Raw genomic sequence first — 22,375 nt, 5'->3', positions numbered from 1 at the left:
GAGCGGAAAGCTTTTCAAAACAAAAAATGAAAGGAAGGGTAGTTCGGGTTTGAATTGAACCTGGGCTAGAGGCTGTGTAAAAAAGATAAATCCTTCTAGATGCGTAGCATCTTTGTCGGATTTCCTATTTTTACTTTGCCTCTTTAACGCCCTTGGTATCTTAATTATGTCTATCCATATTGCTGCTAAGCAAGGTGAAATTGCTGATAAAATTCTCCTTCCTGGAGATCCTCTTCGTGCGAAATTTATTGCTGAGAATTTCCTTGAGGATGCTGTATGCTTCAACGAAGTTCGGAACATGTTTGGTTACACGGGTACTTACAAGGGTCATCGTGTGTCTGTCATGGGTACTGGAATGGGGATGCCATCCATCTCAATCTATGCGCGTGAATTGATTGTGGACTACGGCGTGAAAAAATTAATCCGTGTGGGGACAGCTGGTTCTTTGAATGGCGATGTTCACGTCCGTGAATTGGTCTTGGCGCAAGCTGCTGCAACCAACTCAAACATCATCCGTAACGACTGGCCTCAATACGATTTCCCACAAATCGCTAGCTTTGATCTTCTTGATAAAGCCTACCACATTGCCAAGGACCTTGGCATGACCACTCACGTTGGGAATGTCTTGTCTTCTGATGTCTTCTATTCAAACTATGGTGAAAAGAACATCGAGCTTGGTAAATGGGGTGTGAAAGCTGTAGAAATGGAAGCAGCGGCTCTTTACTATCTTGCTGCCCAACACCATGTGGATGCCCTTGCCATCATGACCATTTCTGATAGCCTGGTTAATCCAGATGAAGATACGACTGCAGAAGAACGTCAAAATACTTTCACTGATATGATGAAAGTTGGTCTAGAAACCTTGATCGCAGACTAATGGCAGAATACCTTCATGATGAGTGGCTCTACGATCTTCAGACCTACCAGTATAGTCGGGCCCTTCGCTCTGCTAAGAAGCAGAAGAGCGTGCCAGAGCTGGTCTTGACCTTATTGCAGTTAATGGCCGAGCGTCGAGAGCTCAATATCCAACCAATCATGAACCAAAAGTTGAGAACCGAGTTGCTAGATGCAACTGGTTTTCAGCTTTTTTGGCATGAGGACCCAGAAGAGGAACAGTTGGCGAACTATCTGTATGACTTAGAAGCCAAGCTTCGCAACGAGCAGATTATTGACTTCATTCGGGCGGTGAGTCCTGCTATCTATCGGATCTTTATGCGCTTGATTGAGATGCAAATCCCAGATATTGCAGACTACATCCACAACTCCAAGGAGTCCAGCTATGACCATTGGAAGTTTGACAAGATTCGGGCCTCTGACAATCCAGCCTTGCAACAATTCCATAGTGAGAGTGCGGTCAATTCGTCCAGTTTGACGGAGTTGATCTTACACTTGGACTTGCCGGATTCTACTAAGGATGCGGCCAAGCAACTGCGGGAGTTGGAGAAATCTGTCCGCAATCCTCTAGCTCACTTGATCAAACCCTTTGATGAAGAGGAACTCCACCGGACGACTGGATTCTCTTCCCAGCATTTTATGGAGCTCTTGGTGAGTTTGGCTCAGGAGACGGGGATTGTTTACCAGCGAGAACCTTTTTATTTCGATCAGGCCAATGCTGTTATCGAAGCACTCTTGTAAAGAGGAATACATGGATAAAATAAAAGACTTGCAAGAAATCATTGATCAGAGTCAACGGATCGTCTTTTTCGGTGGGGCAGGCGTCTCTACAGAATCCAATATTCCAGATTTTAGGAGTTCGGACGGCGTCTATAGCGTCACATTGGGGCGCCATTTTACTGCAGAACAACTGGTCTCTCATACCATGTTTGAGCGCTATCCAGAGGACTTTTTCGACTTCTATAAGAAATACTTGCTCTATCCAGATGCCAAGCCCAATGCAGCCCATCGCTATCTGGCTTGGCTGGAAGAGACCGGTAAGCTCAAGGCAGTGGTGACGCAAAATATTGATAGTCTCCATGAAATGGCAGGGTCTAAAAAAGTCTTGAAACTCCATGGTAGTGCCGACCGTAATTACTGTACGAGTTGTCAGCGATTTTATGATTTAGAGTCCTTTCTAGCTTTGGAAGGGCCTGTTCCACACTGTCTCGATTGTGGTAAGGTGGTCAAGCCAGATGTAACCCTCTACGAGGAACCTCTAGATATGGACGTCTTTAGCCAAGCAGCCAAAGCCATCCAAGAAGCTGATCTACTGATTATCGGTGGTACCTCCCTCATCGTCTACCCAGCAGCCAGCCTGATCCAGTATTTCCAAGGGGAGAAGCTGGTCGTCATCAATAAGACCAGTATCCCACAGGACAAGCAGGCAGACCTGGTCATCGAAGGGAAGATTGGCCAAGTGTTTTCGAAATTAAGACAATAAAAGAACACCTGAGAGAAGTGGAAATCCACTTGTTTCAGGTGTTTTATTGTGCTTGTGTAGCTGGTTAGTTCTTATTTATCAAATTGGACTTCCTCAAGTAAGTATTCGATAAATTTCTCACCCATCTTAGAGAGGCTAGCTTTTTCGTGTTGGATGTAGACCAGCTCGATTGGGTCATCGATATCTAGCGGGATGGAAACGATATTGTCTCCGTTGAGGTTGCTATTAAGGATACCGGTCGCAATGGTGTAGCCGTCTAGACCAATCAAGAGATTGAAGAGGGTGGCACGGTCACTGACAACGATGGACTTCTTGTGATGCTCTTGGGAGAGGATCTCTTCTGAGAAGTAGAAGGAGTTGTGGGTCCCTTGGTCGTAGCTGAGATAAGGGAAGTCTTCTAGATCTTCTAATTTCACCACCTCTTTGTTAGCTAGAGGGTTGGTCTTGCTGACGAAGATATGAGGTTGGGCAGTAAAGAGATGGGTTGCCTTGAGGTGGCTGTCATCCAGCATTTTGGAGAGGACATCCCGGTTGTACCCATTGAGGAAGAGGACACCGATCTCACTACGGAAGTTCTTGACGTCATCGATGATTTCCCAGGTTCTGGTCTCCCGTAGGAAGAGCTCGTATTTCTCCATGTCGCTTTTCTTGAGGAGAGAGACGAAGGCTTCGACTACGAAGGCATAGTGCTGGGAGGACACGCTAAAGAGCTCCCTATTGGCTACTGGATTTTTATAGCGTTCTTCTAGGAGTTGGGTCTGCTCGACGACTTGACGGGCGTAAGAAAGGAACTCCATCCCATCCTTGGTCAAAGTGATTCCTTTGGGATTACGGATGAAGATATCAATTCCCATTTCTTTTTCCAAGTCCCGCACAGCATTGGACAAACTTGGCTGGGTGATGAAGAGTTGTTTGGACGCCTCATTCATAGAGCCTGTTTCGACGATTTTGATAATGTAATGTAATTGTTGGATTCTCATGCTTATATTTTAACATATTTTTGACAGAAAATCCCAGCTAGTATCAGTCTCTAGAAGGATTTTTCCCTATAAAACAGGTTTAGAATTGAAGGATTGATTGTAGCTTGATAAAATGAGGGAAATGATGGAGGAGATGTGATGAAGAAAATCGTTTTCTGGTACAAAAAATGGAATCAGGAACTGGAGACCAAATTTTTAGCCAGTTTAGTAAAGATAAACTTTATGACCAATTTACTGATTTTTCTTGGTTTGTCTGTTTTTCTAATCCTTGGTAGCTTGCCAGGAAATATCCAATCTTTGGGTTTCTGGAATGCTATTTTTGGAGTCGCAATATACAGTGTTACAATTCTTGTTCATGCCCTAGGGGTTAGTTATTTTGTTCCCAATATTTTTGTGATTTTGTATGTTATTTCTCGCTGGTCTACGATACAGGCCCAGACCTTGGAAAAGGAACTGGTCGGTGTCTATGATGAGAGAGAAGAGGAAAAAATTAAACGAAGGGTTAACAATCGCAAGTACTTTGTAATCCTTTGGATAGGAGTCTTTGGCTGTATCCTGGAATCCTTCGTCATCTATCTAGTAAAGGATTTGACAGATTATGATTGGACCAAACAGCTCATCAATGAGCAGAAGCATACCATGATTTGGTCGGAGGCTCTCCCGACGATTTTTACTTTGGCACTGATTTCCTTCCTAGCTCTGGTCATTTATTCTTACCGAGATGCTAATTCCTTGTCTCCACTTTTAAATATCTTTTGTATCAGTGGGATATTGATGGGATTGGTATTGTTAGCGGTGTTTGACATCCAGTTGCAAGTCATCGGTTGTCACACGGTCTTCTTGTTTGTTTATTCCATTAGCCTCCTGAGAACCAGGATGAAGGAGTGGGAGGGTGCTGATCCCATTAGGACCTATGACAATCCAATTCTCCAGCGCTTTCACCTGATCCTCCACCAATCCAGACACTGGCCTTGGTTGGCAGTCGTCTTTGCCCTCCCCTTGTTAGCGCTATTGGTCATGGTCCTCATGCTCTTTGGTCAACGTCCTGATAGCTTGGTCAAGGCCTGGACCAATACGGCAGATTGGACCTTCTCGGCAAAGATCCCTCCTCAGAATCTCATCATGGATGAGCACTATCTCTGTACGGTTGCGGCTGGTGGCCATGAAAAAGTTGTCAAGCCCCAACGGATGGGAGTCCGGCATGGTCATCCTGTTGTAGTGAATCGCCAGCTCTGTGTTGCCAATGCCTTTGAGCAGGTTCTAGAAGAAAAGACGCCACGATTCCATCGCTTCTTGCGTCGTAATTATGACCGCTATGGCTATCCCTTTGCCAAACATATCAAGAAGAAATGGGCCATGGATATCATTTACTATCTGATGAAGCCCCTGGAATGGCTCTTCTTGTTGGTTCTCTACTTGGTCGATCGCAAGCCTGAAAATCGTATCGCTTTACAGTATATCCCACCGGTACCAGAAGGGTTTTCTCCTGAGACAGATGGGAAATGAGCGGAGCCATCGGGCTTCTACTTGACAAGCGACAAGGAGAGCGATATAATGAGACAAATTTAACCTTTAAGGGGTCCAGAGAGGCCTGCAAGGAAAGACAGAAAAAAGATCAGCGGACTGAGTCTAGCTGATCATTTGTAGGACCTTGCTTTTGCGAGGTCTTTTTTGCTGGAAGAAAGAAGAGGAAACCAATGGTCAGTGACAGCTGTAAAAAACGGTTTGGAAAAATCATGATGGAAGACATGGAGTTAATCGCTCAAGAAGAGATTGCGCCACGGATTTTTTCAATGGTCTTGAAGGGGGAAATGGTGGAGCAGATGTTGCCGGGGCAGTTTCTCCATATTCGTGTACCGGATGACTCTAAGCTCCTCCGTCGTCCTATTTCAATCTCTGAGATAGATCCAGACAGCCAGACCTGTCGCCTCATCTATCGGGTAGAAGGGGGAGGGACAGCCATCTTTTCTCACTTGCCTGTCGGTAGCTTCCTCAGCGTCATGGGTCCTCAGGGAAATGGCTTCGACCTAAAAGGTCTTGGTCAAGGGGCGCGTGCTTTGATTATCGGCGGCGGAATTGGAGTACCTCCTTTGGTTCAAGTGGCTAAACAGCTACATGAGCAGGGAGTAGAAGTCCACTCCGTCCTTGGATTTGCCAATAAAGAAGCGGTGATCCTAGAAGAAGAATTGAAGCAGTACGGCCAAGTCACCATTACAACAGACGATGGTTCTTATGGCACTGAGGGCTATGTTTCTACGGTCATTGATCAGATGGACCAGGAGTTTGATGCTATCTATTCTTGTGGGGCACCTGGCATGCTCAAATATGTTAATACCAAATTCCATGACCATCCCCGCGCCTACATTTCTATGGAATCGCGTATGGCTTGTGGGATGGGTGCTTGCTATGCCTGTGTGGTGCATTTAGAAAATGAAAGCCAAGCAGCTAATAAGCGAGTGTGTGAAGACGGTCCAGTCTTTGAAACTGGTACGATTGTGATGTAGGGAGGAAAGTATGACAAGTAATCGATTAGCTGTATCCTTACCAGGATTAGACTTGAAAAACCCCATCATTCCGGCTTCCGGCTGTTTTGGCTTTGGTCAGGAATATGCCAAATACTATGATTTAGACTTATTAGGATCCATCATGATCAAGGCGACAACTGCTGAGGCTCGCTTCGGAAATCCGACACCACGCGTTGCTGAGACGCCTGCAGGCATGCTCAATGCCATTGGACTCCAAAATCCTGGCGTCGACGTGGTCCTAGCAGAGAAACTCCCTTGGTTGGCTCAGCATTATCCAGATCTACCGATTATCGCCAATGTAGCTGGCTTCTCCAATGAAGAGTATGCAACGGTATCTGGCAAGATCTCGCAAGCGCAAAATGTCAAGGCCATCGAGCTCAATATCTCTTGTCCAAACGTAGACCATGGCAACAATGGCCTCTTAATTGGACAGGTTCCAGAGTTGGCCTATGCAGCCGTAAAAGCTGCGGTAGAAGCTTCCTCCGTTCCTGTCTATGTTAAGTTGACCCCTAGTGTGGCCGATATTACTCAAGTCGCCAAGGCTGCAGAAGATGCAGGGGCTAGTGGCTTGACCATGATCAACACGCTAGTCGGGATGCGCTTTGACCTCAAGACTGGTAAGCCCATCATTGCCAATGGCACAGGTGGTATGTCAGGTCCAGCTATCTTCCCAGTAGCCTTGAAACTCATCCGCCAAGTAGCCCAATCGACCAAACTGCCAATTATTGGCATGGGTGGTGTGGATTCAGCAGAAGCAGCCCTCGAGATGTTTATTGCTGGTGCCTCTGCAATCGGAGTCGGAACTGCTAACTTTACAGATCCATATGCTTGTCCGACCATTATCCAATACTTACCGAAGGTCATGGATCAGTATGGAATAACTAGCTTGGAAGATTTGCGTCGGCATGTCCGAGAAAATCTATTATAAGGATTATCAAGAAAATAAAAAATGCCTGCTGGCTACAACTCCAACAGGCTACTGAGTAAGCTACAACTAAAACAACCCTTACTCAGCATACAAAAATTTTACAGGAAAATCGGATCTTCGTCAAGAATTTGAAATGTTTGTGAATTTTCGCTAATCGAAAGATGAAAAAAACAGATTGAATCCGAACGTTTTATGATTATTTCTTGACTTTTCTTTCATATCGTACTACAATGTAGAAAAACCTTTAAAGCGGTCCAGAGAGGCTCCTAAGGTCTAGACGGTGAATCAGGGTAGATACTACCTAATTTTCGTGTAACCTTGCCTCGGGCAAGGTTTTTTTGTGGAAAAAATGTCAGCCATAAAAAGGAGAAACCCATGCGTGAAGAACGTCCCATCATCGCCCTTGACTTTCCAGCTTTTGAAGATGTCAAAAACTTTTTAGAACATTTTCCAGAAGATGAAAAACTTTTTGTAAAAATCGGAATGGAATTTTTCTATGCAGTCGGACCAGAAATTGTTCACTATCTGAAAGGTCGTGGCCACAGCATTTTCTTGGACCTAAAATTGCACGACATCCCAAATACGGTTAAGTCAGCCATGTCTGTCCTAGGCACCTTTGGTGTGGATATGGTGACAGTTCATGCAGCCGGTGGTGTAGAGATGATGCGCGAAGCCAAAAAAGCACTTGGACCAGGAGCTAAGTTGGTGGCGGTGACTCAGTTGACTTCAACCAGTGAAGAAGACATGCGTGATTGCCAAAACATCCAAACCACTGTCCAAGAATCAGTTGTTAATTATGCTCGTAAGGCGCAAGAAGCTGGCTTGGACGGCGTTGTCTGCTCAGCCCATGAAGTAGATTTGATCAAGAAAGCTACCTCAGAAGAGTTTGTCTGCGTCACCCCAGGGATCCGTCCTGCGGGAGCAGAAATTGGTGACCAAAAACGGGTCATGACCCCACAAGAAGCCCATGCCATCGGTTCAGACTACATCGTGGTTGGACGTCCGATCATTCAAGCAGAAAACCCATGGGATGCTTATCATGAAATTAAGAGACAATGGAATGCGTAAGAGCTACTAAAAGTGAAACTTTTGTAGCTCTACGGGAAGCCCGATAGGGCCTTCGCTAAACTATTCACTAACCTGTACAGTCATTTAAAAATCAATTATTGATTTAATTCGTATTCGATTAAAATCGTAAAAAGGAGTTATCATGTCATTAGCTAAAGATATTGCCAGCCATCTTCTAAAAATTGAAGCCGTTTATTTGAAGCCAGAAGAGCCTTTTACTTGGGCTTCTGGGATCAAGTCCCCTATTTATACGGATAATCGTGTGACCCTCGCTTATCCAGAAACTCGTACCTTGATTGAAAATGGCTTCGTGGACAAAATCAATGAAGCTTTCCCAGAAGTAGAGGTGATTGCTGGAACGGCAACTGCGGGGATTCCTCATGGTGCCATTATTGCGGACAAGATGAATTTGCCATTTGCCTACATCCGTAGCAAACCAAAAGACCATGGAGCTGGAAACCAAATCGAAGGCCGTGTACCACAAGGTCAAAAGATGGTGGTAGTGGAAGACTTGATTTCTACTGGTGGGTCTGTTCTGGAGGCTGTCGCAGCTGCGAAGCGCGAAGGAGCAGATGTCCTTGGTGTGGTGGCTATCTTCACCTACCAATTGGAGAAAGCCGATAAGAAATTTGCGGAAGCTGGCGTTCAACTTGAAACCTTGTCAAACTACACTGAATTGATTCATTTGGCTGAAGAACAAGGTTACATCACCTCTGAAGGTTTGGAACTGTTACGCCGTTTCAAAGAAAACCAAGAAACCTGGCAAGACTAAAGAAATAATGGAGGAGGGCCAAAGCTTGGCTCTTCTTTTGTTTTTGTGATGAAAGGAAATTTCATGAAGCTTGAAAGACGGATTCGTCTAAGTTTAGAAGAAAAAAAGCAGTGTGAACAGCTTGTGAGAGCCTGTCACCAAGTCGATAAAACCTATCGCTTGCCCTATTTGGACAATCTCTACAATGCTGATCAAACAATGCCAGCCTTTATCCTTGCATCGGTGGAGGGGCAGCTGGTAGGATTTTTGTCCATCTATGCGGATGAACCCATGGAGGCTGAGGTTCAGCTCTTTGTGACACCTTCTTTTCGTAGACAAGGGATTGCTCGTTCCTTATGGGAAGACTTTATGGACTTGGGCAAGGACTATCAGCTAGACGATAGACTGTATGTATCAGAACTTCGCTTTTTGGACCAGAACCCAGACTTACTTAGCCATTTTCATTTAGTGGAGGCAGAGGAGGAAGACCACGAACTGTGGTTAGAAGCACCTTGTCAAGTCACTGACCATGAGAAGAGAGAAGGACTGATGGTGTTGGAAGCTGTGGAGTCCATTCTCCAAGAGATCGCGCATTTTCAATCCAAGGCGTTTGAGACGGATCTTGACTATGCCCTCAAGTATGCGACCGAGTCTCTCGAGGGGCAGGATACCCGTCTCTTTGTCTTGCGTGACCAAGAGCAAGTTCTTGCTTCTGTTACGGTGGATCTATCTCAGGGAACGACCTATTTCTTTGGATTAGCCGTTGACCCGGATCATCTCCGCAAAGGGTACGCACGCTATCTCTTACGAAGTGTGATGAATCAGATGGCTGCAGAAGTGGAGCAGCAATTTCAGATTGTCGTTGAAAAAGAGAATCAAGCAGCCCTGAGTCTATATCTAAGCCTTGGCTTCACCATCCAAACAGAGGTCCTCTATTTGATGGAGAGCCGATAGAATCCAGCGAAATCCCTATTTTTTTGCTATAATGGAGCTATGTTAGTAAAAAGTAAAAATGTCTTATTTGGATTGCTCCATCTGGTCATGTTGCTCCTGATGGTGCACTGGTTTGTCATTAGCATCGTATACCTAAAAGATATTTCGGGATGGGGCCTTGTAGTTGGGGGACTTATCTTTCTCCTAGCTTATGTTGGTCGCTCCTATCTCAAAAGGGCCTTTGCCTGGTTGATGAAACACAAGACTGGATTGATGCTGGGAGCGATTCTGGTTCAGATTGTTTTTATGCTGTCTGCGGAACTCTTTATCCGTCGGGATGCTGCGGTGGTCTATACGGGAGCCTTTGGCCTTCTAAAAGAGTCCTCTATCTCTAGCTACCTGAGCCGGAATCCCAATAACCTTCCCTTGTTCTTGTACGAACGCTTTTTCTACCAACTCTTTGGTGGGGCAGGCCTCTGGGTCATGCAAGTCCTCAACATGGTCTTTGTGAATGCAGGAGCCATCCTCTTGTATCGTTTAGGGCTGAAACATTATGACCAAAAAGTGGCAGACTGGGTGTATACCCTCTATGTGCTCTTAATCTGTTACTCGCCTTATTTTTACTCCATGTACACGGATATTCCGCCTCTTCCTCTCATCGCCTTGCAATTAGGGCTATCCTTGGATCTCTTAAAAGGGGGCGACAGTGGTGCACAATGGAAGACATCCTTGTGGCTTGGCCTCTTATCAGGGCTTACTATGCTGATCCGTCCGACGACTATTATTGTCGTGATGGCCTTTTGGATGGTCCTCTTTTTTAAAGGGCAGTGGAAGGTCTTTGGAAAAGTCTTTGCTATAACCCTTTTATCAACTGGTCTGGTCTTTGGAGCTCTGAATACAGCTGTCAAACACCAAACGGCTGTCCCTATTTTAAAAGGGGAAGGGCTGGCTAAAGGACCGCTCTTGTTTATTAACTTGGGCTTGACGGATATTGGTCACAACCAAGCAGATATGAAAGAAGGGCTCTTGAAATATGTCGACGAAGATAAGCGAGACGAGTACAATAATGGGATGTTCAAGAACGAATATATCATTAAAGAAATCAAACGGCGCTTGAAGGAATATGGACCGATTGGACTCCTGGGACATCTTTATACCAAGCAATCCTTGACAGTGGCAGAAGGGACACTTGGTTGGCTCTATCGGGATGTTGAATACGAAAAGACTCCAGTCATTAACCCTCTTTACGAGCCTTATACCAAGGATTTACCGATTGCCAAATGGATTCGTACTTACTTCTTAAGTACAGATCGACCTCAGTACCGTTATTATGAGTTCGTCAAACAGTTGGTTTGGATTGTGATGGCAGCTGGCCTGGTCCTTGTCTATCTCAAGAAGAAGAACGATGACGAACTCCACTTCCTATCGCTTGCTGTTTTTGGTGGTCTTCTCTTTTTGACCATCTTTGAAGGCGGCAAGACTCGTTATCTGATCCAATTTCTACCACAAATTCTCTTGTTAGCCTCTATTGGTTTGGCTGCCGGTCCAAGAAAATCTCAAGAGAACGGTTAATTATTTTATGCTGTAAGGAGAAGCGATGGAACATTCAAGTTGGCACCAATTGCTTAAGGAGATGCTGCCTGAGGGCTACTTTAAGCAAATCAATCAATTTTTAGACCAGGCCTACGCTTCGGGAATCATTTATCCTCCTAGAGAAAAGGTATTTCAGGCCTTAAAAACAACGAATCTGGAAGAGGTTAAGGTTGTGATTCTGGGTCAGGATCCCTATCACGGTCCTGGTCAAGCACAGGGGCTCAGCTTTTCTGTACCGGATGACATCCCAGCACCTCCATCCTTGCAAAACATTTTAAAGGAGTTAGCGGAAGATGTGGGGCTTAAGCCTTCCCATGATTTGACGCCTTGGGCAGAGCAAGGGGTTCTCTTACTCAATGCCTGTCTGACAGTGCCCGCTGGCCAAGCCAATGGGCACGCTGGCCTGATTTGGGAAGAGTTTACAGATGCAGTTATTCGCCTAGTCAGCCAAGAGGAGGAGCATGTTGTCTTTATTCTGTGGGGTGCCTATGCTCGGAAGAAGAAGTCTTTGATTGATGCAAGCAAACACTTGATTATTGAAAGTGCCCATCCCAGTCCCTTATCGGCCTATCGCGGTTTCTTTGGCTCCCGTCCTTTTTCAAGGGCTAACGCTTATTTAACGGAGATGGGTCGCGAGCCTATTGATTGGTTGCGAAGTTAGGAAAATAGAAAGAAGAAATAATGCCACAGTTAGCTACAATTTGCTATATCGATAATGGAGAAGCGTTTTTGATGCTTCATCGCAATAAAAAGCCCAATGATGTCCATGAAGGAAAATGGATTGGAGTTGGTGGAAAAATAGAACGCGGGGAAACTCCTCAAGAATGTGCTGCTAGAGAAATTCTTGAAGAAACGGGTCTAGTTGCTAAGCCAGTTCTAAAAGGAATTATCACCTTCCCAGAATTTACACCTGACCTGGACTGGTACACCTATGTCTTCAAGGTGACCGAATTTGAAGGGGAGCTCATCGAGTGTAACGAAGGGACACTGGAGTGGGTGCCTTATGATCAAGTCTTAAGTAAGCCAACTTGGGAGGGGGACCACACCTTTGTCGAGTGGCTCTTGGAGGATAAACCCTTCTTTTCAGCTATGTTCCGCTATGATGGGGATCGCTTGCTAGAGACCCATGTTGATTTCTATGAATAAAGGAGTAGAAGATGTTAGTCATTAAAAATGGTCGGGTAATGGATCCAAAAACTGGTTTGGACCAAGTATGTGATCTCTTGGTAGATCAGGGGAAAATTGTAGAAATGGGTCCATCTCTTTCTTATGAGGGAGCCCAAGTCATCGATGCGAGTGGCAAGGTGGTAGCGCCAGGTTTGGTGGACATTCACGTTCACTTCCGTGAACCAGGTCAGACCCACAAGGAAGATATTCACACTGGGGCTCTCGCAGCTGCTGCAGGTGGTTTTACCACAGTCGTCATGATGGCCAATACCACTCCAACAATCTCAGATGTCGAGACCTTAAAAGAAGTCTTGGATTCTGCTGCTAAGGAAGCCATTCATGTTAAAACCGTAGCGACGGTTACCAAGAACTTTGATGGCCAACATCTCACCGACTTTGAAGGCTTGCTACAGGCTGGAGCTGTCGGTTTCTCAGATGATGGGATCCCGTTGCAAAGTACCAAGGTAGTCCGTCAGGCCTTGGAAGAAGCCAAACGTCTGGGGACCTTTATTAGTCTCCACGAAGAAGATCCAGAGTTGAACGGCATTCTGGGACTCAATGAGCACATTGCTCGGGAGCACTTCAAGGTTTGCGGAGCGACTGGTGTGGCAGAATACTCGATGGCAGCGCGTGATGCTATGATTGCTCACGCAACAGGTGGCCACCTCCACATCCAGCATCTCTCGAAAGCTGAGAGTGTCAAGGTAGTCGAGTTTGCCCAAGCGATAGGTGCTCCTGTTACAGCAGAAGTAGCTCCTCAGCATTTTTCTAAGACTGAAGATCTCTTGCTGTCTAAGGGAAGCAATGCCAAGATGAATCCGCCTCTTCGTCGGGAAGAAGACCGTCGTGCAGTCATCGAAGGCTTGAAGTCAGGAGTCATTACCGTAATCGCAACGGACCACGCGCCTCATCATGCGGATGAAAAGAACGTAGCCGATATCACCAAGGCTCCTTCCGGCATGACAGGATTAGAGACCTCTCTATCGCTTGGTTTGACCTATTTGGTCCACGCAGGAGAGCTCAGCTTGATGGAACTCTTAGAAAAAATGACCTATAATCCCGCTAAATTATATAACTTTGAAGCGGGCTATTTGGAAGTCGGTGGACCAGCAGATATTGTGATCTTTGATCCGGATGCTGACCGTTTAGTGTCTGATCATTTTGCTTCTAAGGCAGCCAATTCCCCGTTTGTCGGTGAATCCCTCAAGGGACAAGTAGCCTATACCATCTGCCAGGGCAAGATTGTCTACCAAGCCTAAACCTGACTCAAAAATAAGAAAGTCAAATTGAAAGCTGGACGAATGAGGAGTGTATGAATAGTAGAAAAATACTAGAGATGATCTTGTATTGTTTGGTCACTTTTCTGGTCTGCTTTTTCTTGGTCAATTGGCTCCTTCCTTCGGCAGAACCAGTGATGACCAAACAGTCAACAAGTGCCAAAAAAAAGACAGTTACCTATGTAGCGATTGGGGATTCCTTGACCAAAGGGGTAGGAGATAGCACCAATCAAGGAGGTTTTGTTCCACTACTTGCTCAGAGTTTGACCAATGAAACAGATCTTGAATTCAAAGCAATCAACTATGGTGTCTCTGGCAACACGAGCGGTCAAATTTTATCACGCATGCAGGAGAAAAAGGAGATTCGAAAGGACCTGAAACGGGCACAGTTACTGACCATTACTGTCGGGGGCAATGACCTGCGAAAGGCCATTCTTGAGGATACCAGTAACTTAGATCTGGACCGCTTTGAGAAAGCATCGAAAACCTATGAGAAAAATCTCAAGCAGATCATCGAATTGGCCCGCAAGGATAATCCAGATCTGCTTGTTTACGTGGTGGGAATCTATAATCCCTTGTATCTCAATTTCCCCGATCTAACGGAATTGCAGACCCTTGTCGATCAGTGGAACCAAAGAACGGAGGAGATCCTTTCTGCCTATCAGGGCGTCTATTTTGTTCCGATCAACGACCTTCTCTATAAGGGCATTGATGGTAAGAGTGGGGTGACAGAGAACGAATTAGGAAAAGAAACTGTGACCAACGATGCCTTGTATGACGAGGATAGTTTTCATCCCAATAATACAGGATATGAAATTATGAAAGAAGCCGTACTGGAGAAAATACATGCAACTAAGAAAAAATGGTTTGAGTGAAAAGAAGGTCAAGCCACCAACCACAGGGCCTCATTTTAAGGAGAGACGAGAGAAAACCCCGATAAATATCTGGAAATGGCTCTTTCTTAGCTTGGTCAGTTTCTTATTAGCAACCAGTCTAGTCGTATGGACTCGCTTCTCAACGGTTCGAGAGGATGTCCGTCAACTACAGACTCCTAACCAAAAAGGAGATGTTAAGATTGGCAGTATGACAACGACAAGAGCTCAACTTAATGAAACCATCAAGGTCATGCTGAAAAGTTATCATTTGAGTGATTATCAACTTTATGCAGACAATCAACAGATGTTACTGGAGGGGAAACTGAACTTTTTAGGAAAGGAGTACCCCCTCTATATCTATTTCCAGCCGAGTAAGCTAGAGGATGGGAGCATCCTCTTGACTCTCAAGGATTTTTCAGTTGGGACCTTGAAACTTCCTAAGAAGACCGTGATGCAGATACTATCTACAAACAAGGATTTACCTGACTTTGTAAGCATTGATAGCAAAGAGGCGACGATAAAGATCGAGCTTGCCAAGATCAAAAATGAGATGAATTTTTATGTCAAAGCAAATACCATTGATCTATACAATGATCAAATCATCTTTGATCTCTACAGAAAAAAATAAGAATAAGAGGCGAAAGCAAAAAGAGGCTTTCGCCTTTATTTTGCTTCTATTCAAAAAATTCAGAATATTATAGAAAATTCTTGACATTCAATTTTCCCTGTGCTAAAATACTAAACAAGACATCAGACAAAGGAGAAAAGTCAAACATGAAAACAGCTAAGTTTATTCAATTTGCTTTGTTGTTGAGGTACTCGGGCTAGTGCAAAAGCATTAGTCCTGTTTGGCTTACCAAGCGGGAGTAACAAAACATCTCGCTTAGGTAACTGGCGAGATGTTTTTATTTTATTCACTATGTTTAGAAAAGAGGAGACCCTATGCGTAAAGTTGAATTTTTAGATACCAGTCTTCGGGATGGAGAACAGACTCCTGGAGTCAATTTCTCCATTAAAGAAAAGATTGCCATTGCCAAGCAATTAGAAAAATGGGGAATTTCTGCTATTGAAGCTGGTTTTCCAGCAGCCAGTCCGGACTCTTTCACCGCTGTGCAGGAAATTGCAAAGGTCTTGACCAAGACAGCTGTTACAGGTTTGGCTCGCTCGGTCAAATCGGATATTGATGCCTGCTATGAAGCCTTGAAAGATGCTAAGTATCCGCAAGTTCACGTCTTTATCGCAACCAGTCCGATTCACCGGGAGTTTAAACTCAACAAGACCAAGGAAGAAATTCTTGAGGCTATCAAAGAGCACGTCTCTTACGCACGTTCTAAGTTTGAGATTGTGGAGTTCTCACCGGAAGATGCGACTCGGACGGAATTGGATTTCCTCTTGCAAGTCGTTCAAACTGCAGTCGATGCAGGGGCTAGCTATATCAATATTCCTGATACGGTCGGCTTCACGACACCAGCAGAATATGGCGCGATTTTCAAATACTTGATTGACCATGTCAAAACAGACCGCGAGATCATCTATTCTCCTCATTGCCATGATGATCTAGGGATGGCAGTTGCTAATAGCCTCGCCGCTGTCAAGAATGGAGCTGGTCGTGTCGAAGGAACCATCAATGGAATCGGTGAACGGGCTGGAAATGCTGCGCTTGAAGAAGTGGCGGTTGCCCTCAATATCCGGGAAGACTATTACCAGGTTGACAGTCCGATTGTGCTCAATGAAACCATCAACACTTCTGAGTTGGTCTCTCGTTACTCTGGTATTCCAATTCCTAAAAACAAGGCAGTTGTTGGTGGCAATGCCTTCTCACACGAGTCTGGGATTCACCAAGACGGCGTTCTTAAAAATCCTCTTACCTATGAAATCATCACGCCTGAGTTGGTGGGTGTCAAGAGCAATAGCCTTCCTCTTGGGAAATTGTCAGGGCGCCACGCCTTTGTCGAAAAACTGCATGAGTTGGGATTGGAATTCACAGAAGAAGACATCAAGCCATTGTTTGCGAAATTCAAATCTCTGGCAGACAAGAAACACGAGATCACAGACGCTGATATCCGAGCCCTTGTTGCCGGTACAGCAGTGGAAAATCCAGAAGGCTTCCATTTTGATGATCTTCGCCTCACAACGAACGAAGATGAAAGCATCACTGCAACAGTCAGCCTGAAAAATGAAGATGGTGAAATTCTTGAATATCTTGCCAAAGGTCAAGGTTCAGTGGAAGCAATCTTTAACGCTATTGATCAATTCTTCCACCAAGAAGTTCGTCTGACCTCTTACAGCATTGATGCGGTGACAGATGGGATTGATGCCCAAGCGCGTGTACTGGTTACTGTTGAGAATGAAGCGACAGATACTATCTTTAACGCTTCTGGTTTAGACTTTGACGTATTGAAGGCCTCAGCAATTGCCTATATCAATGCTAATACCTTGGTGCAAAAAGAGAATGCTGGAGAGATTGGCCACATTGTATCCTATCGTGATCTGCCCGATGCCTAAAGGAGAACACTATGACGAAGAAAATTGTCGCCCTTGCAGGAGACGGAATAGGACCAGAGATTATGGAGGCTGGCCTGTCCGTACTGAAAGCAGTGGCAAAAAAAACAAATTTTGACTATTCAGTCCAAGCGCATCCATTTGGTGGAGCTGGGATTGATGCGGCTGGTCATCCTCTACCAGCTTCTACTCTAGAAGCTAGCAAGGAAGCTGATGCTATTCTCTTAGCAGCTATCGGAAGTCCCCAGTATGACCAAGCACCGATTCGTCCGGAACAAGGTTTGTTGGCCCTTCGTAAGGAGCTCAACCTCTATGCTAACATACGTCCGGTTAAAATTTATGATGCCCTCAAGCACTTGTCACCTTTGAAGGAGGATCGCATTCAAGGTGTGGATTTCGTAGTGGTTCGTGAGCTTACAGGCGGGATTTACTTTGGAGATCATATCTTAGAAGAAGATCAAGCACGGGATATCAATGACTACTCTCTTGAAGAAGTGGAGCGTATCGTACGTAAGGCTTTTGAGATTGCGCGTGGACGCCGTAAGAAAGTCACTAGCATTGATAAGCAAAATGTCCTCGCAACCTCTAAACTATGGAGAAGAGTTGCAGATCGAGTGGCTCAAGACTTCCCGGATGTGACCTTGGAGCACCAGTTGGTAGACTCAGCAGCCATGCTCATGATTACTAATCCGTCACGCTTTGATGTCATCGTGACGGAAAACCTTTTCGGAGATATTCTTTCTGATGAGTCCAGTGTCTTATCTGGAACTCTTGGCGTCATGCCATCGGCTAGTCATTCGGAGTCAGGGCCAAGTATGTATGAGCCTATTCATGGATCAGCTCCAGATATTGCGGGTCAGGGCGTGGCGAATCCAGTCTCGATGATCCTCTCTGTTGCCATGATGATGCGAGAAAGTTTTGATCGAGAAGAAGACGCTAGACGAATTGAAGAAGCCGTAGAGGCGACTCTTGCTGCAGGGATCTTTACTAGAGACCTAGGAGGCAGAGCTTCGACAAAAGAAATGACAGAAGAAATTATAAAACGATTATGAGTGTAAAAGGAATGATTACGGGCTTGATCCTTCTATGGAATCTCTTCGTAGGGATCCTCTACGGAGTTGATAAGGAAAAGGCTAAACGAAATGACTGGCGGATACCAGAAAAGACCTTGCTCTTTTATGCTTTTGCAGTTGGGGGGCTAGGGGCTTGGACTGGAGGGCTCCTCTTTCATCACAAAACACAGAAATGGTATTTTAAAGTTACCTGGCTCTTAGGAACGCTTCTCACCCTATACACACTCTACGCTTTATGGAGGTAAGGATGGCAGGAAAATCAATTTTTGATAAAATCTGGGAACGGCATGTAGTGACCGGTGAGCAAGGCCAGCCCCAACTCATGTATGTGGACCAACACTATATCCACGAGGTCACCAGTCCCCAAGCCTTTCAGGGATTACGGGATGCAGGACGCAAGGTTCGACGGCCAGATTTAACCTTTGGAACCTTTGACCACAATGTCCCAACGGTTAACATTTATGATATCCGGGATGTGATTTCCAAGGCTCAGATTGATAAATTAGCTGAAAACGTTAAAGATTTTGGAATTGATCATGCGGCTCACGGTTCAGAAAAACAAGGAATCGTTCATATGGTGGGCCCTGAAACTGGACGAACTCAGCCTGGAAAGTTCATTGTCTGTGGAGACAGCCATACCGCAACCCATGGCGCTTTCGGTGCAATTGCCTTTGGAATTGGAACCAGTGAGGTAGAGCATGTCTTTGCCACCCAGACCATCTGGCAGGTCAAACCCAAGAAGATGTTGGTCGAATTCACCGGAACCCCGCAAAAAGGGATCTATTCAAAGGATTACATCCTAGCTTTGATAGCGCGTTACGGTGTTGCCTGCGGCGTTGGCTATGTCGTAGAGTATCGGGGCGAAGCGATTGATCGCTTGACCATGGAAGAGCGGATGACCATCTGCAACATGTCTATCGAGTTCGGATCCAAAATGGGGATCATGAACCCAGATGAGAAGACCTTTGACTACCTTCGGGGACGCGAATGTGTGCCAAATGATTTTGAGGCCGCAGTAGCGGATTGGAAGACTCTGGTCAGTGATGACGAAGCCGTATATGACAAGGTCATCCGTATGGATGTATCTGACTTAGCTCCGATGGTGACCTGGGGGACCAATCCTTCCATGGGAGTGGACTTTGAAACTTCCTTTCCAGAGATTCGTGACATGAATGATGAGCGGGCCTATCATTATATGGATCTAGAACCTGGCCAAAAACCAGCAGACATTGAATTAGGCTATATCTTTATCGGATCTTGTACCAACGCGCGCCTCAGTGATTTGGAGTTGGCAGCCAAGTTTGTGAAAGGCAAAAAGATCGCGCCCAACTTAACAGCCATAGTCGTACCTGGTTCTCGTCCGGTTAAGCAAGCTGCTGAAAAGTTAGGTTTGGACAAGATCTTTATGGATGCAGGCTTTGAATGGCGTGATCCAGGTTGCTCTATGTGTCTAGGAATGAATCCAGATAAGGTTCCAGATGGCGTCCATTGTGCCTCTACCAGCAATCGAAATTTTGAAGACCGCCAAGGGTTTGGGGCTAAGACCCATCTCTGTAGCCCAGCTATGGCAGCTGCAGCAGCAATAGCCGGTCACTTTGTCGATGTGCGCCAAATGCCTGAAGTTCAATAAAGGAGGAATCATGGAGAAATTTACCATTTATACGGGGACAACCGTTCCCTTAATGAACGATAATATCGATACCGACCAAATCCTCCCCAAGCAATTCTTAAAGCTGATTGATAAAAAAGGCTTTGGCAAATACCTCATGTATGCTTGGCGCTATTTGGACGATCAGTATACCGAGGATCCAACATTTATCTTTAATAAGCCGGAATACCGCAAGGCAACCATTTTGATCACTGGTGACAATTTTGGGGCAGGTTCCTCTCGGGAACATGCAGCCTGGGCCTTGGCTGATTATGGCTTTAAAGTCGTCATCGCCGGATCCTTCGGAGATATCCATTACAATAATGAACTCAATAATGGAATGCTCCCGATTGTACAGCCCTTAGAGGTTCGACAAAAACTGGCCAGCTTGAAGCCGATAGATCCAGTGACGGTGGATTTGGAAGTGCAAAAGATTATCTCGCCAGTTGGAGAATTTAGCTTCGAGATCGATCAAGATTGGAAGCACAAATTGCTCAATGGTTTAGATGATATTGGGATTACACTTCAATATGAGGACTTGATTGCCGCTTATGAAAAGCAACGGCCAGCATATTGGTAATAAAATTGTATAGTTAATTAAGAATTTTCAGAAAATATATTGAAGCTTTTTGGTAATTTTGATAGAATAGAAAAAAAGAATAGAAGAGGACGAAATTTATGACAAAACATATTCAATGGGACGGAACACTTTCACAAGAAGGATTTGACATTCTTAAAGGAGAGGGAGGTTGTATCGTTTGCCCTACAAAAGTCGGCTACATCATCATGACCAGCGACAAGGCCGGCTTGGAACGGAAGTTCGAAGCTAAAGAACGCAACCGCAACAAACCAGGTGTGGTTCTTTGTGGGAGCATGGATGAACTCCGGGCCCTTGCTCAATTGAATCCTGAAATCGATGCCTTCTACCAAAAACATTGGGATGAAGATATCTTGCTTGGTTGTATCCTTCCTTGGCGTGAAGATGCCTATGCCAAATTACAAGCCTTAGGCGATGGACGTGAAGAACTCATGACAGATGTTCGTGGAACCAGCTGTTTTGTCATCAAATTCGGTAAAGCTGGTGAGCAAATCGCCAAAGAAATGTGGGAAAAAGAAGGCAAAATGGTTTATGCCTCTTCAGCTAACCCATCTGGTAAAGGAAATCGTGGGAAAGTCGAGGGAATCGGAGAGCGAATCGAAGGTGCCGTGGATTTGGTCATCGAAGCCGATGATTATGTAGCCTCTATCCAACCAGACAAGACTATTGAAACTCGCTATGAACAAGGAGTGATGGTTTCTATGGTTGATGCAGAAGGAAAACTCATCCCAGAACAAGGAGCAGGTAGCCGTTCTGTCAATACTTGCCCAGTCGTGATCCGTAAGGGATTGGATATCGACAAGATCATGATGCACTTATCTGATCATTTCAACTCTTGGAACTACCGCCAAGGGGAGTACTATTAAAAGATAGAAAAAAGGTCGTTACAGTTCGTAACGACCTTTTACTTGTCTATTTTATCGAATAGCTGATTTCCAACTTTAATAAGTCACGACATTAATCTCACCCTTGTCGTACTCAGCGATAAAGATGTCATCGACATTTTCAAATCCTTTTTTATTCAGTTCGGCCATAAGCCATTCTTCAGTTTTACCGATGGTCTCTAAGATTTCTACTTGGACTACACCATCTGTAATGATTGGGTATTTGGGATTTTCATCTCCCATTCGAACGATTATGAGTTGGCCATTTTGTTCGATGACGGCTCTTTTGACTTCTTTCAATTGGAAGACCCCTTGAGAGCGCAACTTAAGAGCGACGTCAGAAGCAGAAAGGCCTTTTGAGCGACAAGCTTCTGGATCTAATTTTCCGTTTTTTATGATAATAGTTGGTTTTCCATCAATCAGATGTTTGATGAAGTAAACATTGGTATTAAGCCATTTGAGTGACAGAATCAAAATCGTCCAGATGATGAGGATGACGACATATTGAAGGATGGTAATCGAGCTATTGTAGATGACCCCGCCGATAATACCCCCGAGAACAAAGTTCTGTATTTGGTCTACTGCAGAACTTGGAGCTAAATTTCCTTTTCCTGTTACGTTAATAACAAAAACAAGAGAAAGAAGCCCGAAGGCCAATTTAATTGCAATTGTAGCAAAAAAGCTTATCATTTTTCAACCTCCACCAGTTCTACATCTGTTTTATATAAGTCCATTTTTTCAAGTAAATAGCTATCTGGGTCTGTTCCGCTAATCGCACGATAGAATTGCTTGTCTACCTTGATAATAGCTCCGTCGGTCGTATCCGAAGTATTGACATAGACATCTTCTTTATCTACACCTAATTCTTTTGAAACAACTTCGATAAAGTGTAGGGAAGAGCGGAATTGATTGTCATTAGACTGATTGTTTTGAAAATTTGAAATGCCAATCAAAACAACGGCTACTAAGATTAAGACAGAAATAATAGACAATTCACGGAACTTACTTCCACGTTTATCCTTATATGCCTTAAATGCGAAAAAAGCCGTTACCAACACTAAGAGAATGGACATGATCACCATGACCCAATTTTGCTGGCTAATCTGACTCAGTACATAGTCGTAGGAATATAATTTCATAAAAACCCCTCAATTATTTTGTATTCAAGCTATTATAAACTATTTCAATCCTTACTT

The 22,375-nt window shown here is 44.8% G+C and carries 24 protein-coding genes; 21 read left to right on the top strand and 3 right to left on the bottom strand.

Annotated features, from left to right (window positions below):
* Positions 1–166 precede the first annotated feature (166 nt).
* From deoD to ACOXXR_RS05290, 3 genes are read left to right on the top strand one after another with little or no spacing between them, the layout of a single operon-like run.
* Positions 167–877, top strand: coding sequence for a purine-nucleoside phosphorylase (gene deoD, locus ACOXXR_RS05300; RefSeq protein WP_040803271.1), 711 nt, complete (start codon positions 167–169; stop codon positions 875–877).
* Positions 877–1,635 carry a hypothetical protein gene (locus ACOXXR_RS05295; protein WP_445278207.1) on the top strand — a complete coding sequence of 253 codons (759 nt, stop codon included), beginning with the start codon at positions 877–879 and terminating at the stop codon, positions 1,633–1,635. The genes deoD and ACOXXR_RS05295 overlap by 1 nt, the downstream gene beginning before the upstream one ends.
* 10 nt (positions 1,636–1,645) lie before the next feature.
* The gene (locus ACOXXR_RS05290) at positions 1,646–2,377 is read left to right on the top strand and encodes an NAD-dependent protein deacylase (protein ID WP_445278206.1); all 732 of its coding nucleotides are present in this window, start codon (positions 1,646–1,648) and stop codon (positions 2,375–2,377) included.
* A gap of 71 nt (positions 2,378–2,448) precedes the next feature.
* On the opposite strand, the gene ACOXXR_RS05285 is transcribed toward ACOXXR_RS05290, so the two are convergent.
* Complete coding sequence (locus tag ACOXXR_RS05285) at positions 2,449–3,357, bottom strand: LysR family transcriptional regulator (RefSeq protein WP_048689847.1); 909 nt, start codon at positions 3,355–3,357, stop codon at positions 2,449–2,451.
* Positions 3,358–3,495: 138 nt separating this feature from the next.
* On the opposite strand from ACOXXR_RS05285, the gene ACOXXR_RS05280 reads away from it, so the two are divergent.
* From ACOXXR_RS05280 to ACOXXR_RS05195, 18 genes are all read left to right on the top strand, one after another.
* Complete coding sequence (locus tag ACOXXR_RS05280) at positions 3,496–4,863, top strand: DUF6688 domain-containing protein (protein ID WP_445278205.1); 1,368 nt, start codon at positions 3,496–3,498, stop codon at positions 4,861–4,863.
* Positions 4,864–5,054: 191 nt separating this feature from the next.
* Positions 5,055–5,861: a dihydroorotate dehydrogenase electron transfer subunit gene (locus ACOXXR_RS05275; protein ID WP_195324026.1), complete on the top strand. Its 807-nt coding sequence runs from the start codon at positions 5,055–5,057 to the stop codon at positions 5,859–5,861.
* A 10-nt stretch (positions 5,862–5,871) separates the two neighbouring features.
* Entirely contained in the window at positions 5,872–6,810 is a 939-nt protein-coding gene (locus ACOXXR_RS05270) for a dihydroorotate dehydrogenase (RefSeq protein ID WP_445278204.1), read from the top strand.
* A 375-nt stretch (positions 6,811–7,185) separates the two neighbouring features.
* Positions 7,186–7,878, top strand: coding sequence for an orotidine-5'-phosphate decarboxylase (gene pyrF, locus ACOXXR_RS05265; protein WP_006596444.1), 693 nt, complete (start codon positions 7,186–7,188; stop codon positions 7,876–7,878).
* Positions 7,879–8,020: 142 nt separating this feature from the next.
* A complete protein-coding gene (pyrE, locus tag ACOXXR_RS05260; protein WP_414279306.1) occupies positions 8,021–8,650 on the top strand; it encodes an orotate phosphoribosyltransferase in 630 nt (209 codons plus the stop codon).
* Positions 8,651–8,713: 63 nt separating this feature from the next.
* Complete coding sequence (locus tag ACOXXR_RS05255; protein ID WP_445278203.1) at positions 8,714–9,583, top strand: GNAT family N-acetyltransferase; 870 nt, start codon at positions 8,714–8,716, stop codon at positions 9,581–9,583.
* Positions 9,584–9,622: 39 nt separating this feature from the next.
* The gene (locus ACOXXR_RS05250) at positions 9,623–11,134 is read left to right on the top strand and encodes a glycosyltransferase family 39 protein (protein ID WP_445278202.1); all 1,512 of its coding nucleotides are present in this window, start codon (positions 9,623–9,625) and stop codon (positions 11,132–11,134) included.
* 25 nt (positions 11,135–11,159) lie between these two features.
* A complete protein-coding gene (locus tag ACOXXR_RS05245) occupies positions 11,160–11,816 on the top strand; it encodes a uracil-DNA glycosylase (protein WP_287514534.1) in 657 nt (218 codons plus the stop codon).
* A gap of 20 nt (positions 11,817–11,836) precedes the next feature.
* The gene (locus ACOXXR_RS05240) at positions 11,837–12,301 is read left to right on the top strand and encodes an NUDIX hydrolase (RefSeq protein ID WP_287514531.1); all 465 of its coding nucleotides are present in this window, start codon (positions 11,837–11,839) and stop codon (positions 12,299–12,301) included.
* Positions 12,302–12,312: 11 nt separating this feature from the next.
* Positions 12,313–13,581: a dihydroorotase gene (locus tag ACOXXR_RS05235; RefSeq protein WP_445278201.1), complete on the top strand. Its 1,269-nt coding sequence runs from the start codon at positions 12,313–12,315 to the stop codon at positions 13,579–13,581.
* A gap of 53 nt (positions 13,582–13,634) precedes the next feature.
* Positions 13,635–14,474: an SGNH/GDSL hydrolase family protein gene (locus ACOXXR_RS05230; RefSeq protein ID WP_445278200.1), complete on the top strand. Its 840-nt coding sequence runs from the start codon at positions 13,635–13,637 to the stop codon at positions 14,472–14,474.
* The gene (locus ACOXXR_RS05225) at positions 14,446–15,102 is read left to right on the top strand and encodes a YpmS family protein (RefSeq protein ID WP_445278199.1); all 657 of its coding nucleotides are present in this window, start codon (positions 14,446–14,448) and stop codon (positions 15,100–15,102) included. Before ACOXXR_RS05230 ends, ACOXXR_RS05225 begins: the two co-directional genes overlap by 29 nt.
* 314 nt (positions 15,103–15,416) lie before the next feature.
* Positions 15,417–16,979 (top strand): 2-isopropylmalate synthase, encoded by a 1,563-nt coding sequence (locus ACOXXR_RS05220; RefSeq protein WP_023023107.1) that lies wholly within the window; start codon positions 15,417–15,419, stop codon positions 16,977–16,979.
* An 11-nt stretch (positions 16,980–16,990) separates the two neighbouring features.
* On the top strand, positions 16,991–18,028 hold the full coding sequence (gene leuB / locus ACOXXR_RS05215) for a 3-isopropylmalate dehydrogenase (protein WP_023026766.1): 1,038 nt from the start codon (positions 16,991–16,993) through the stop codon (positions 18,026–18,028).
* Positions 18,025–18,294 (top strand): DUF1294 domain-containing protein, encoded by a 270-nt coding sequence (locus ACOXXR_RS05210; RefSeq protein ID WP_023026767.1) that lies wholly within the window; start codon positions 18,025–18,027, stop codon positions 18,292–18,294. Before leuB ends, ACOXXR_RS05210 begins: the two co-directional genes overlap by 4 nt.
* A gap of 2 nt (positions 18,295–18,296) precedes the next feature.
* Complete coding sequence (gene leuC / locus ACOXXR_RS05205) at positions 18,297–19,679, top strand: 3-isopropylmalate dehydratase large subunit (protein ID WP_023023113.1); 1,383 nt, start codon at positions 18,297–18,299, stop codon at positions 19,677–19,679.
* A 10-nt stretch (positions 19,680–19,689) separates the two neighbouring features.
* Entirely contained in the window at positions 19,690–20,277 is a 588-nt protein-coding gene (gene leuD, locus ACOXXR_RS05200; protein ID WP_023023115.1) for a 3-isopropylmalate dehydratase small subunit, read from the top strand.
* Positions 20,278–20,375: 98 nt separating this feature from the next.
* Positions 20,376–21,161: an L-threonylcarbamoyladenylate synthase gene (locus ACOXXR_RS05195; protein ID WP_445278198.1), complete on the top strand. Its 786-nt coding sequence runs from the start codon at positions 20,376–20,378 to the stop codon at positions 21,159–21,161.
* Between the two features lie 75 nt (positions 21,162–21,236).
* On the opposite strand, the gene ACOXXR_RS05190 is transcribed toward ACOXXR_RS05195, so the two are convergent.
* Together ACOXXR_RS05190 and ACOXXR_RS05185 are read right to left on the bottom strand one after the other, a co-directional pair.
* A complete protein-coding gene (locus tag ACOXXR_RS05190) occupies positions 21,237–21,869 on the bottom strand; it encodes a DUF421 domain-containing protein (RefSeq protein ID WP_414297367.1) in 633 nt (210 codons plus the stop codon).
* The gene (locus ACOXXR_RS05185; RefSeq protein ID WP_129269072.1) at positions 21,866–22,318 is read right to left on the bottom strand and encodes a DUF3290 family protein; all 453 of its coding nucleotides are present in this window, start codon (positions 22,316–22,318) and stop codon (positions 21,866–21,868) included. The genes ACOXXR_RS05190 and ACOXXR_RS05185 overlap by 4 nt, the downstream gene beginning before the upstream one ends.
* Positions 22,319–22,375: the final 57 nt, after the last annotated feature.

The sequence above is a fragment of the Streptococcus sp. KHUD_013 genome (assembly GCF_052588545.1).
This window is presented reverse-complemented; position numbering and strand designations above follow the sequence as displayed.

Excerpts from the sequence above, each read along its gene's own strand:
- ACOXXR_RS05220 (WP_023023107.1), top strand. The coding sequence starts at position 15,417 with ATGCGTAAAGTTGAATTTTTAGATACCAGTCTTCGGGATGGAGAACAG.
- ACOXXR_RS05235 (WP_445278201.1), top strand. The coding sequence starts at position 12,313 with ATGTTAGTCATTAAAAATGGTCGGGTAATGGATCCAAAAACTGGTTTG.
- deoD (WP_040803271.1), top strand. The coding sequence starts at position 167 with ATGTCTATCCATATTGCTGCTAAGCAAGGTGAAATTGCTGATAAAATT.
- ACOXXR_RS05240 (WP_287514531.1), top strand. The coding sequence starts at position 11,837 with ATGCCACAGTTAGCTACAATTTGCTATATCGATAATGGAGAAGCGTTT.
- ACOXXR_RS05225 (WP_445278199.1), top strand. The coding sequence starts at position 14,446 with ATGCAACTAAGAAAAAATGGTTTGAGTGAAAAGAAGGTCAAGCCACCA.
- ACOXXR_RS05255 (WP_445278203.1), top strand. The coding sequence starts at position 8,714 with ATGAAGCTTGAAAGACGGATTCGTCTAAGTTTAGAAGAAAAAAAGCAG.
- ACOXXR_RS05190 (WP_414297367.1), bottom strand. The coding sequence starts at position 21,869 with ATGATAAGCTTTTTTGCTACAATTGCAATTAAATTGGCCTTCGGGCTT.
- ACOXXR_RS05275 (WP_195324026.1), top strand. The coding sequence starts at position 5,055 with ATGGTCAGTGACAGCTGTAAAAAACGGTTTGGAAAAATCATGATGGAA.
- ACOXXR_RS05290 (WP_445278206.1), top strand. The coding sequence starts at position 1,646 with ATGGATAAAATAAAAGACTTGCAAGAAATCATTGATCAGAGTCAACGG.
- ACOXXR_RS05285 (WP_048689847.1), bottom strand. The coding sequence starts at position 3,357 with ATGAGAATCCAACAATTACATTACATTATCAAAATCGTCGAAACAGGC.
- pyrF (WP_006596444.1), top strand. The coding sequence starts at position 7,186 with ATGCGTGAAGAACGTCCCATCATCGCCCTTGACTTTCCAGCTTTTGAA.
- ACOXXR_RS05195 (WP_445278198.1), top strand. The coding sequence starts at position 20,376 with ATGACAAAACATATTCAATGGGACGGAACACTTTCACAAGAAGGATTT.
- ACOXXR_RS05280 (WP_445278205.1), top strand. The coding sequence starts at position 3,496 with ATGAAGAAAATCGTTTTCTGGTACAAAAAATGGAATCAGGAACTGGAG.
- pyrE (WP_414279306.1), top strand. The coding sequence starts at position 8,021 with ATGTCATTAGCTAAAGATATTGCCAGCCATCTTCTAAAAATTGAAGCC.
- ACOXXR_RS05295 (WP_445278207.1), top strand. The coding sequence starts at position 877 with ATGGCAGAATACCTTCATGATGAGTGGCTCTACGATCTTCAGACCTAC.
- ACOXXR_RS05230 (WP_445278200.1), top strand. The coding sequence starts at position 13,635 with ATGAATAGTAGAAAAATACTAGAGATGATCTTGTATTGTTTGGTCACT.
- ACOXXR_RS05270 (WP_445278204.1), top strand. The coding sequence starts at position 5,872 with ATGACAAGTAATCGATTAGCTGTATCCTTACCAGGATTAGACTTGAAA.
- leuC (WP_023023113.1), top strand. The coding sequence starts at position 18,297 with ATGGCAGGAAAATCAATTTTTGATAAAATCTGGGAACGGCATGTAGTG.
- leuB (WP_023026766.1), top strand. The coding sequence starts at position 16,991 with ATGACGAAGAAAATTGTCGCCCTTGCAGGAGACGGAATAGGACCAGAG.
- ACOXXR_RS05185 (WP_129269072.1), bottom strand. The coding sequence starts at position 22,318 with ATGAAATTATATTCCTACGACTATGTACTGAGTCAGATTAGCCAGCAA.
- ACOXXR_RS05245 (WP_287514534.1), top strand. The coding sequence starts at position 11,160 with ATGGAACATTCAAGTTGGCACCAATTGCTTAAGGAGATGCTGCCTGAG.
- ACOXXR_RS05250 (WP_445278202.1), top strand. The coding sequence starts at position 9,623 with ATGTTAGTAAAAAGTAAAAATGTCTTATTTGGATTGCTCCATCTGGTC.
- leuD (WP_023023115.1), top strand. The coding sequence starts at position 19,690 with ATGGAGAAATTTACCATTTATACGGGGACAACCGTTCCCTTAATGAAC.
- ACOXXR_RS05210 (WP_023026767.1), top strand. The coding sequence starts at position 18,025 with ATGAGTGTAAAAGGAATGATTACGGGCTTGATCCTTCTATGGAATCTC.